General features: G+C 59.4%; 7 protein-coding genes and 1 pseudogene. 4 read left to right on the forward strand and 4 right to left on the reverse strand.

All coding sequences use genetic code 11. The features are described 5' to 3' along the window. Positions 1 to 59 precede the first annotated feature (59 nt). From menD to ACQ4N7_RS29450, 3 genes are all read right to left on the reverse strand, one after another. Complete coding sequence (gene menD, locus ACQ4N7_RS29440) at positions 60 to 1,883, reverse strand: 2-succinyl-5-enolpyruvyl-6-hydroxy-3-cyclohexene-1-carboxylic-acid synthase (protein ID WP_430714993.1); 1,824 nt, start codon at positions 1,881 to 1,883, stop codon at positions 60 to 62. 17 nt (positions 1,884 to 1,900) lie between these two features. After that, complete coding sequence (locus tag ACQ4N7_RS29445; protein ID WP_430714994.1) at positions 1,901 to 3,337, reverse strand: isochorismate synthase; 1,437 nt, start codon at positions 3,335 to 3,337, stop codon at positions 1,901 to 1,903. A 268-nt stretch (positions 3,338 to 3,605) separates the two neighbouring features. Next, complete coding sequence (locus tag ACQ4N7_RS29450; RefSeq protein WP_430714995.1) at positions 3,606 to 5,318, reverse strand: diflavin flavoprotein; 1,713 nt, start codon at positions 5,316 to 5,318, stop codon at positions 3,606 to 3,608. Between the two features lie 568 nt (positions 5,319 to 5,886). On the opposite strand from ACQ4N7_RS29450, the gene ACQ4N7_RS29455 reads away from it, so the two are divergent. From ACQ4N7_RS29455 to ACQ4N7_RS29465, 3 genes are all read left to right on the forward strand, one after another. Further along, positions 5,887 to 6,927: a WecB/TagA/CpsF family glycosyltransferase gene (locus ACQ4N7_RS29455; RefSeq protein ID WP_430714996.1), complete on the forward strand. Its 1,041-nt coding sequence runs from the start codon at positions 5,887 to 5,889 to the stop codon at positions 6,925 to 6,927. Between the two features lie 175 nt (positions 6,928 to 7,102). After that, complete coding sequence (locus tag ACQ4N7_RS29460) at positions 7,103 to 7,930, forward strand: 3'-5' exonuclease (protein WP_430714997.1); 828 nt, start codon at positions 7,103 to 7,105, stop codon at positions 7,928 to 7,930. A gap of 185 nt (positions 7,931 to 8,115) precedes the next feature. Next, positions 8,116 to 9,249 (forward strand): WG repeat-containing protein, encoded by a 1,134-nt coding sequence (locus ACQ4N7_RS29465; protein ID WP_430714998.1) that lies wholly within the window; start codon positions 8,116 to 8,118, stop codon positions 9,247 to 9,249. 16 nt (positions 9,250 to 9,265) lie between these two features. Here ACQ4N7_RS29465 and ACQ4N7_RS29470 read toward each other — a convergent pair whose 3' ends face one another. After that, on the reverse strand, positions 9,266 to 10,156 hold the full coding sequence (locus ACQ4N7_RS29470; RefSeq protein WP_430714999.1) for an alpha/beta fold hydrolase: 891 nt from the start codon (positions 10,154 to 10,156) through the stop codon (positions 9,266 to 9,268). A 201-nt stretch (positions 10,157 to 10,357) separates the two neighbouring features. Here ACQ4N7_RS29470 and ACQ4N7_RS29475 point away from each other — a divergent pair. Then, a pseudogene (locus ACQ4N7_RS29475) lies at positions 10,358 to 10,813 on the forward strand (hypothetical protein); the annotation flags it as partial.

The following is a 10,813-nucleotide window of genomic DNA, read 5'->3' on the forward strand; positions in this document are numbered from 1 at the left end:
GAGTAGGGGGCGGGGGAGTAGGGGGGTAGATGTGTGGATAGATGGAGTTGCTGGTAGCTTCAGGGCGTAAAGTCTAGAGTTAGCAGGTCTTGGGGGGGAGTGAGGAGTTGCTGGCGCAGGGTGTGGGATTGCTTGCGATCGCACCTTACCTCTAGCAGCCGCACCCCTCGCTCGGGCAGGCAGCTGAGGCTGGCCTCTAGCTGCCTCCAGGTAGTGACCCGCTCGTAGCTGACGCCGTAGGCGGCACAGAGATGGTTAATGTCAACGGTTTGGGGGGTAGCGAAAAAATCTTCAAACCAGGTTTCGCCGGGGGTAGGTACAGTGGCAATGGGCAGCCGTTCAAAGATGCCGCCGCCCCGATTGTTAATAACTACTACGCTCAGATGACCGCGCAGGCGGGGCAGGCTGAGCCAGCCGTTGGTGTCGTGCAGCAGCGCCAGATCGCCGGTTAGCAGCACCGTGGGCGGGCCGCCGTGGGCAAGACCCAGGGCCGTAGACAGCGTGCCGTCGATGCCATTGGCCCCTCGGTTGCAGTAGGGGCGCAGGCCGCGATCGCCGGGCGGCCAAAACCACTCCACATCGCGAATGGGCATGCTGTTGGCAATCATTAGGGGAGTTCCCGGCGGCAAACAGCGGGCCAGCAGCCAGGGTACTTTGCCCTCAAAGCTGTCCTCCAAACCTGCCAACGTGGTATCGAGATACTGGCGCAGCCTGTACTCCAGGGTGAGCCACTGCTTGAGATAGGGCGGGCGGTCTAAAACGGGCTGTGGAGAACCGTCGCGATCGCCCGGCCCTGAAGGGATAGCCAGCGCCAGCGTTTGTGGGGTCGTGGGCACCGCTGTAGTCGGGCCGTGGAGCGGGTCTAGGTTCGTCCCCAAAGGATCGAGCATCCAGCGGCGGGGCTGGGTCGCTTGCAGCCACTCGCGCAGGCGTTTGCTGGTCGGCAATGGACCCAGCTGAATGACCTGATCGGGTACCAGCGCTGCGCTCACCCCGTCCGCTTCCTGACCAAACTGCCCCAGGGCCAGGTCATAGGTGCTCACCAAGTAGGGATTGAGGGCAGCGGCATTGCGCAAGGGCGACAGTCCTTCGGCCAGCACGGGCCAGCCTAAGTAGGAGGCCAGGGCCGCGATCGCTTGGCAGTAGGCCAGCGGATCGGTGGGCTGGGCAGGCCCGGCGACAATCAGACCGCGATCGCACCGTTGCCAAATTTCCAGGAGGGGCGCAGCGGTGGGGTGAAGCTTCTCCAGCGCGATCGCCGCTGCCGGTGCCGCCACCCCGTCTAAAAAATGCTCGTCCAGCACCTCCTTCAGGTCAACTACCGAATCGTCAGCCACCGGAGCCAGGGGATCGCGAAAGGGACAGTTGAGGTGCACGGGTCCCGCGACGGGGTAGAGCGATCGCCCCCAGGCCTGCCCCAGGGTTTGTCGCAGATAGCGCAGCATATCCACTGTTGCGACCGGCACCGCTAGCTCTGTGAACCAGTTGGGGTACGCTCCAAACAGCCGCTGCTGATCAATGGTTTGGCCCGAAGCACAGTCGCGCAGTTCCGGCGGGCGATCGGCGGTCAGCACCAGCAGGGGAATGCAGCTTTCTTTAGCCTCAATCACAGCGGGGTAGTAGTTAGCGCCAGCCGTACCCGAGGTGCACAGCAGCGCCACCGGCAGCCCCGTGCGCCGGGCAATTCCCAGGGCAAAAAAGGCCGCCGAGCGCTCATCCAACACTGGTACCGCTTCGATCGCAGGATGGCAGGCCAACGCCACGGCCAGGGGTGCTGAGCGCGAGCCGGGGGAAATCACCGCCGTTTTTAACCCCAGCCGAGCCAGGGTAGCCGCCAGCACCGAGGCCCACAGCGTATTGGTATTGCGAAAGTCAAAGGTCATGGGTCAGGGACAAACGGCTAAACCAGCGACTCGCCCAGGGCGCGCAGCTTGAGCTTAATCTCGGCCCACTCGCGATCGGCGTCAGACCCTGCCACAATACCAGCCCCAGCGTACAGCCGCACCCAGGTATCGGCCACCAGCGCCGAGCGAATGCCCACAACAAACTCGCTGTCGCCATTCGCCCCGACCCACCCCAGGGGGGCGGCATACAAACTGCGGTCAAAGTCTTCAAAGCGCAAAATCTGGTCGCAGGCCTCACGGGTGGGAACACCGGCTACGGCAGGGGTAGGGTGCAGCGCCGCCACAATTTGCAGCGGGTGAATATGACGCGGCACCCTGGCCCGCATGGGCGTATGCAAGTGCTGAATGTTGGAGAGTCGCCGCACCCCAGGCCAGGGCTGGTACTGAGGGCACAGCCCTACCCCCTGGAGCTGCCTGGCTAAAAATTCGACCACCAGGCGGTGCTCACCCCGCTCTTTAGGATTGTGCAGCAGCCCCTGAGCCAGGCAGTCATCCTGGGTTGGGGCTGTGCCCCGAGGAGCCGACCCGGCCAGCGCATCGGTCACAAGCTGCCCCTGGGCAAGACTCAGCAACCGTTCAGGGCTGGCTCCCATGAAGGTTTGGCCATTGCCCTGCCCCACCGAAAAGATATGGCAGTCAGGGTAGCGCTGCCGCAGACGACTCAGCGCCGCCAGGGGTTGAATGGGTTCAGCACTAACCCAGTCAAGGGCGTGGGCCAGCACGATTTTCTGCACCGGATGCCGGGTCATATAGTCCAGGGCGCGGTCAACCGCCGACTTAAATTGCCGTCCGGCATCAGAGGCTGGCTGCACGGGCAGTCGGGCCGAGGGCCGCAGGTCTCGCCAGAGACTAGTACCTAAGCGCTCCACTGCCTGCAGCTGGTCGGCTAGGGCGTCTAGAACAGCTCCTACATCGGTAGTTGCGGTCATCAAGTGGTTAAGGGTCAATACCCCCTGATGGCCCTGGCGCACCAGCTGCCACTGGGGCAACATAACCATGGCCGCCGGAAACGTGGGTTCAGCACCGCGAGGATCGGCAAAGAAGGTAAACGCGCAAAAAAATCGGGCCCAGTCGGCCCCGCTGAGTGAAGCAGACATACCTGCTTCGCTGTAGCGGTGGGTTTTGCCCCGCCACTGGTCGATAAACTGGCGCGCCTGGGTAAACCGACAGACACCTGCCGTTTCGTACACCAGGGCCGTACCAAAGCCCACCATTGAGGTTTGAGCTACGGGATTTTCTAAATACAGGTGGCGATCGCCGCTGGGGGCCAATCGGGCCAGCACCAGCAGCGGGTCTACCGGAGGAATATCAAAACTCAGGGTCACCAGCTGGGGCTGATGACTCTGCCTCACCTGACTAAGCCGACGATCTAAAAATCGGTAGACCGACTGCAACGTCTGGCCGCGATTGGAGCAGTGAGAAACAACGGGCATACACTTTGAAACTTTAAAGCGGTTTGCTTAACGTCGCGGTCGGCAGTACAGGCCAAATGGTGCCAAACCACCGCGGTGCCCCAGACTTAAAAAGCCCAAACCACCAGCGCCACGACCACGTTTACCCTGACCCACCGGACCTGAGATCGAGGCCCTAAAGCAGGCTGAAACGTGCTCCAGTCAAGCCGCTCAGCCCTTCGGCCAGTATTCTTACTCGTAGCATATTCAGTTATGGCGTAGTCAATTCAGCGCCAGTCGTTCACGCAGCTTAATAGTGTGTGCCAGTATTGCGATAATGAACAGCAGTTTTACCCTCGCCATCTAACACTCGGCCAGCCTGCACGGTGGCGTAGACCAGCCAGTGATCGCCACACTCCATACGCTGGTCTACGGTGCACTCCAGGTAGGCGATCGCATCGGTTAAAATTGGTGCGCCGTTCTCAGCCACCTCAGTCTCTACATTTGCAAATCGGTCTTCGCCAGGAGCAAAGGGCTTGAGAAAGTGCTTCATCGGTCCCAGGTGCCGCCCCTCCGCCAGAATATTCAGTACAAAGGAACTGCCAGGATACAGCAGCGACTCGATCGCCCGATCTTTGGCCACCGCCACCGTAAACCCCGGCGGCGCAAAAGAAGCCTGCGATACCCAGGAGGCCAGCATAGCGCTCGACACCTCGCCCTGGCGGGCCGTCACAATACAGAGCGATCCGACAATCCGCCCCACCGCCTGCTCCACCGCCGAGGCTGGGGTACGGGGCTGCTTGGCCCGCTTCGCTTTTTTGAGCGCCTGAGCAAAGTCAGTCCCCACCTCTTCACAGTATTTCAGGGTGACATCGGTGGGCTTAAACTTCACCCTGATTGGGTCAAAAGCCAGGCTGTAGCCGCCGTCTTTGAGCTTGCCCTCCAGCAAATCGATCGCCTCACCGCTCCAGCCAAAGGACCCAAACACCCCCGCTGGTTGCGCCTTCGAAGCCGTCGATAGCACGATGCCCAGGGCCGTCTGCATAGGGGTAGGGGCATGGCCACCCAGGGTGGGCGACCCCATCAAGAATCCGGCAGAGGTTTCGACGGCGGCTTTAATATCGTCGGGGCTGGCCTGCTCGGCGTTAATCGACTCTACTGATACCCCCGCCTTGGTAATGCCCCGCGCCAGCGCCTGGGCAATGGTCGCGGTATTGCCATAGGCCGAGGCGTAGATCAGCGCCACCGACAGATCCTGGCTGGTTTGGGCCTGGGCCCAGTCGCGGTAGCTCTGCACCAGCTCATGAGGCCCGTAGCGCACCACCGGCCCGTGACCTGGGGCCAAAATCTGAAAGGGCAGCGAGGTCAATCGGCCCAGGGCCGCCAGTACCTGACGGGCGCTGGCGGCAAATAGACAGTCAAAATAGTAGCGTCGGTCTTCTAGCAAATCCTGCCAGCTGAGATCAAAGACAGCATCGTCGCAGCGGTGTGCCCCAAAAAACTTGTCTGAGTAAAGCACTCCCGCGTAAGGGTCGAAGGTCGCTAGCCCACCCGGGTAGCGCGGCGTCGGGATGAGCTCAAACTGGAGATGATGCCCCTGACCCAGATCGAGTCGGTCGTCGCCGCTGCGAATCACCCGCAGCCGGGGCGATACATCGGGCAGCAGATCTTTAAGGGCGAGCGCCGCCGGGTTTGAGCACACTACCGTCACATCTGGCAACCGCTTCAGCAAAATCTTTAAAGTTTCTGCTCGGTTTGGGTTAATGTGCCCTAAGACAATGTAGTTGAGCTGGTAGAGGTCAATATGGCGCTCTAGAGCCGCCAAAAATATTTCGCTAAATGACTCACCTGGAGGGTCAATCAGGGCGGTGCGATCGGCCTGAATCAGATAGCTATTCGCCGTGGTTCCTCGCTCTAAACCATACTCAATCTCAAACCGTAGGCGGTTCCAACTGCGGCAGCGCAGGACCGTAGTGCCGGCTGCCATGGCGTAAAGCTGAACATCGCGGGGAGGAGAAGTCATGGGCAATGGGTAACGGCAGGTTTAGAGAGCACTGTGGGTAGCCTGTACTCAGGCTGGCGCACAGCGGTCAGAAATGCTATGAGACGAAGACCACTGCAACTAATTTTAAAGGATCAGGAGTCACATATCTGTCTATGGGGCAGTGACACCCTCTGTGTTTAGAGTTGGGATAGTTTCAAGCCCAGCTTTCTTTAGACCCATACTTTACAGAGGTGTTCAGCTTTTGTGAACCGCGTTGGGGATGCCCGTGCTTTCTTGACCGCTAACCTTAGTATGAATGAGCCACTGAAAGCTAACCGCTGGCGATTTGTTCAACTCGGGTTCTAAGCCTCTTACAAAAGACGTTTCAACCCATGAGCACACCTTGCAAACACCGTAGTTACACCGCCATGTATAGTTAATTTTTATACCGATAATTTGCCGCGTAGCAACGGGTGCATTTGCCCAGCCAATGGGCCTTGGAGAGTTGAGCGATAAACATGGAAATCATTCGGCAGTGGGTTGAGCTGTTCTCAATCGCTGTAGTTTAGGCAGTTACCTCTCTGGTTCTTGAAGTTTGGATAATCCTATGGAGTCACAGTCTACCGGACAGGTCTTCACGTCATCAACAGCTGACGTGGCGATCAATAATGCGGTAATCAACAATGCTGTCGAGCAGGGTTTAGGGATCGACGATCCGTCATTAGTTGATGTTGATGTTGCTGATTCCTCACCGACTGCCACCGCCGCGGGGCAGGCCAACCAGCCTGTTCCAGCCACAGAGGTCAAGCAGCTTTACCGCCAGTTTCGGAAGGCGGCCCTGGAGTCTACGGCTCGGGAACTGCGCAAGCAGCAGTACGATCACCTGCAAACTCAGGTCGAAATTCTGAGCATTCCAATCGACAATATCTCGGTTAACGATTTTTTAAGTCAGCTCAAACACGGCGTGGTATTCACTCCCAACGTCGATCACCTGATGAAGCTGCAAAAAGACATAGATTTTGTCAAGGCCTACAGCAAGGCCGACTATCGCGTTTGCGATAGCCAGGTGCTGATGTTTGCCTCTAAGTTTTTGGGTACACCCCTGAAGGCCAAAATTTCAGGTTCCGATCTGTTCCCAATGTTCTGTGAGCACCACCGCCACAACGAGGCGATTAAGATTTTTTTAATGGGGGGTGCCGAGGGAATTGCGGCCCAGGCTATGGAGCGCATCAATGCCCGCATTGGTCGACAGATTATTGTGCAGGCCCACTCACCATCCTTTGGCTTTGAAAAGGATGAGGCCGAGTGCGATCGCATTCTAGAGATGATCCGGCAGTCCCCTGCCAACGTGCTGGTGGTTGGGGTCGGGGCACCCAAGCAGGAAAAGTGGATCGCCAAGTACCGCGACCAGCTGCCCAATATCGATATCTTTCTAGCCGTAGGGGCCGCCATCGACTTTGAGGCTGGCAATAAACCCCGGTCGCCAGAATTGCTGAGCAAGCTGGGGCTAGAGTGGCTCTACCGCCTTAGCACTGAGCCAGGACGGCTGTGGAAGCGCTACCTGCTAGACGACTTTCCCTTCCTGTGGCTGGTGATTAAGGAACGTTTTGCCCGCCTCCGCCGTAAGTCGGCCTCTAAAGATGTCTAAGTCCCTCCGATAAACTCAGTAGAGGCCCCTCCAAAGAGTCGTCAGAGTCGTCAAGTAGCGGCGACCAGGGTTCTCTGCCTCAGCCACGCAAAGATCTACGGCATTTTGCAGCCTGAGAGGGCTGGGGGCGGGCAAAATGTGGCACCTTAGGAGGGTTCCCTGCGGTAGTAGCACTATGGTTCCTGTATCGGTGGGCGGCATTGCGCAGTCTGCGCTCTTTACAGACCAGCTGTTGGCCTACTATCGCCAGCTGCCCAAGGCCATGCTCACGGTGGTAGATGTCGAGACCACGGGGTCGCGGCCCCCCGAGGCCAGAGTGATTGAAATTGCGGTCGTGCAGGGGTCGCTGGAACAGGGGATTACCCACGAGGCGACCTTTTTAGTCAATGCCCAGGTGCGAGTCCCAGCTACCATCACCCGATTGACGGGCATTACTACGGCCATGGTCGAGCAGGGTACAGCCGCCGATAGCGTGTGGCAGGCGCTGCGATCGCCCCTCGACCAGGGGGTGTTGACGGGCCACAACCTGGCCTTTGACTACAGCTTTATTCAAGCCGAGTACCAGCGGCTGGGGCAGGGGTTTAAGCGCCCCGCGGCCCAGCAGTTTTGCACCGTGATTTTGTCGCGGCTGCTGCTGGCCGACTTGCCCTCCCGCAGTTTGCCCCAGCTAGTGCAGCATTTTGGCTTTGACGTCGGGCGATCGCACCGAGCCATGGCCGACACCAAAGCCTGCTGGCTATTGGCCAACCTGCTGCTAGAGCGTCTGGCCAACACCTCTGACGAGACCCTGCGACAGCAGTTTGAAGAACAGTGGGTGCCCCTGCGAGAGGCCGCCAAAGCCTTTGGCCACCCCCGCCTTGAGCTACAGCAAAAGCTCGATGCCCAGGGCTGTGAGCGGCGCACGTCGCGGCGCGGCAACCGCCACCTGTATCGCCGCCGCGACCTGGAGGCGCTCTACCACGAGCTCCACCCACCGCAGCTGTCGCTCAACCTGGGCGATTAACCGAGCCAAGGTACGCAGGCAGATGTTCACTGTTTTCTTGCTCTACGGGTATAGTTTGGCGCGCTAATCTGAGCTTTTCTTAAAATTTCTCCCCGATCGCAAAAAGATCCGTCATGGTGAAAATAGGTGGAGCCGCAGGGCAAGGCTGCTTTGCCTGATAAGTTTGGCGAGAGCAAAGGGGAGCTATGGCGCGATCGCACAGAGCCTGGCGCTGGCAGCAAAAGAGTTTGGCTGGTCTGGGGCTCCTGGCTGTGGCCGCCTGTATCCCTCTAGCTGAGGGGTTTGATCGCTCGTCGCGGCAGGCCACTACAATGCTACAGTTCATAAACCCTCAGTCCGTCGCCCTGGCCAGCGCCATGACTAGCCCCCTACTTTTTGATACGGTGTCAGACTTTGCCGAAGGGGTAGCCCTGGTCCGCCTGAAGTCGCGCTTGGGCTATATCGATCGCGAGGGCAGGCTCAACATTCAAATTGCCGATGACAATGTCACCGTGGCCGCTGACTACGCCGAGGGGCTGGCGGTGGCCCAGGTGGGGGCCTACTTTGGCTACCTCGACCGGCAGGGAGCGTGGGCTATACCGGTGCAGTTTCGCCAGGCCAAGTCTTTCTCTGAAGGGCTGGCGGCGGTACAGGGGGGCACCAAATACGGCTACATCAACTCCCAGGGCGAGTGGGTGATTGAGCCCCAGTTTGACCTGGCTGAGCGATTTGTGGGCGGTCGCGCCCTGGTCAAGTTAGGAGAAACCTACGGCTATATCGACACCGCCGGCCGCCCCGCCATACCGCCGACGTTCAGAGACGCCTGGAGTTTTTCTGAATCGCTGGCGGTGGCCAGAATAGACAAGCTTTACGGCTACATCGATCCCAGTGGCGCTATGGTTATTGCCCCCAGCTATGACGGAGCCTTTAGTTTTTCTGAGGGGCTGGCTCGGGTGCGCCAGGGCCGCAACTTTGGCTTTATCGACACGACTGGAGGCATGGTGATTGAGCCGACCTTACCCTTTGCCTCTGATTTTGCCGAGGGGTTGGCCGCCGTGCTGATTGATAGCCAGTGGGGCTATGTTGACCGCACCGGCGAAGTGGCCGTTACGCCTCAGTTTGCCTACGCGGCTGACTTTTCAGAGGGGCTAGCCGCTGTGCAGCAAAACGGGCGCTACGGCTATATCACCCCGGCAGGAGACTGGGCGATAGACCCTCAATACAGCAACGCCGGGCCATTTTCTGAGGGACGGGCGCGGGTGCAGGTGGACAACGGCTGGGGCTTTATCGATACCGAGGGTAACTTACTCTCCGGTGCGGGCTTTCAAGCTGTGGATTAACCCTACTGGAGCAGCCCTACGGGACCAGGTCACCCAGACATTGCTGAATTAAACCAATTGTGACCCCGGGCTGCTCAAGCTGAGGCGTGAGCCCGATTCCAGGCAGCACTTCAAAGCGCCGAATAGCGGCGGGGTTGAGGGCCGCTAAACGACGACCAGTTTCCACGGGGGTGAGCTGGGCCATTTCGCCCCAGAACATGGCGGTAGGGGTAGTAAGCTGAGACAGATAGGTGGCCAGATCGAAGCTCAGATCGCCCCGCACAAAAGCCAGGGCGGCAACATCGGCGTTAGGCTGCTGGGCTGATGCCAGGTAGGCCGCCACCATCTCGTCGGCAATTTTGCTGGGGTCGGCAAACTGGCGCTGGGCCAAAAACGATCGAATGCCCTCGCTGGTGGCGATCGCTCCCCGGTAGAGCAACTGATCGACTACAGGCAGCTTGACGATCTGGTTGATGACCGAGCCGCTAGGGTCTTGGCCAAAGTCGGCTAACCCCGCCGGGGCCACCAAAATAAGCCCTCGCAGGCGATCGGGGGAGTCAACCGCGACCCGCACCATCATGGCGGCACTGAGGGAAGAGGCAACTACAACAGGCGGGGCCGGGCAGAGTCTGTCAATCAGCTGGCTCAGTAGGGCGAGGTAGTCGGCGGTAGTGCAGGGGCGATCGGGGTGGTCAGAATAGCCCCAGCCAATCAGATCTGGGGCCAGTACCGGGTGCGCGGCAGCAAAGGCCGGGTACACCTTCGACCATTCGTAGCTGGATGACCCACCGCCAAACCCGTGGACAAACAGCAGCGGTACTGAATCGGGCGCTGGCCCGGGCCACAAGCCGGGATCGGCCTCAACATAGGCCACCGTGCCCTGGTCGAGAACCAGCGATCGCTGCATAAAACCGGGAGGAATGAACATAAAACCACGCCGTTACTGCCTTCTGATTACCACGAAGCCCTGTCACTTGCCCACTAGATCAGGGCCGATGGTCTAAGACCAAGCCCGAAGGGCAATTTGCGCGGGATCGCGGCGCGCATGACGGCAACCATTGCCCAGCCTTAGCGTCTTACATTCTGTTCGAGTTCTAACCTACCCCAGTTTGCTGTGAGGTGAATGGCCATGGGGCGACGGATTCAGCGGCTTTCTGTCATCGGTTTTGGCGGGTTGGTACTGGTTTCGGCAGGGCTAGCAGGACTGCTGCACTGGGCCTCGCCCTTGCGCGACCCCAGCTTTGAGGTTAACAGCGCTAACGCTGGTACTCTAGTGCCCTGGCTACAGTGGGTCTCTGAGACAGCCTGGCTTCGAGCCAGCTTTACCCTGGCCGTGCTGCTGGCGGTAAGTTTGACCTGGGTACTGGCCCAGTGGGTGCAGACGCCGCAGCGACCTGGCCACAGAGCAGTAGGGCGGTGGGTTGTCACAGCCGTCGTTCTTGGTCTTGCCTTGGGGTTCAGCGGTTTTGTGGTGGCCTCTATGAGATCTGGCTACGGCACGATTAGCCCGGTCATAGTCGCCGTTTTAGCCGTGCTAGTGGGGCTGTTGACGGCTAATTTTGTTGGCATGATGAGGTTTTTGCAG

Origin of the sequence: Nodosilinea sp. AN01ver1 (assembly GCF_050565655.1) — a bacterium.
Taxonomy (GTDB): Bacteria; Cyanobacteriota; Cyanobacteriia; order Phormidesmidales; family Phormidesmidaceae; genus Nodosilinea.

What these genes read in the sequence shown, in the direction of transcription:
- menD (WP_430714993.1), bottom strand. Translation starts at nt 1,883, where the DNA reads ATGACCTTTGACTTTCGCAATACCAATACGCTGTGGGCCTCGGTGCTG.
- ACQ4N7_RS29445 (WP_430714994.1), bottom strand. Translation starts at nt 3,337, where the DNA reads ATGCCCGTTGTTTCTCACTGCTCCAATCGCGGCCAGACGTTGCAGTCG.
- ACQ4N7_RS29450 (WP_430714995.1), bottom strand. Translation starts at nt 5,318, where the DNA reads ATGACTTCTCCTCCCCGCGATGTTCAGCTTTACGCCATGGCAGCCGGC.
- ACQ4N7_RS29455 (WP_430714996.1), top strand. Translation starts at nt 5,887, where the DNA reads ATGGAGTCACAGTCTACCGGACAGGTCTTCACGTCATCAACAGCTGAC.
- ACQ4N7_RS29460 (WP_430714997.1), top strand. Translation starts at nt 7,103, where the DNA reads ATGGTTCCTGTATCGGTGGGCGGCATTGCGCAGTCTGCGCTCTTTACA.
- ACQ4N7_RS29465 (WP_430714998.1), top strand. Translation starts at nt 8,116, where the DNA reads ATGGCGCGATCGCACAGAGCCTGGCGCTGGCAGCAAAAGAGTTTGGCT.
- ACQ4N7_RS29470 (WP_430714999.1), bottom strand. Translation starts at nt 10,156, where the DNA reads ATGTTCATTCCTCCCGGTTTTATGCAGCGATCGCTGGTTCTCGACCAG.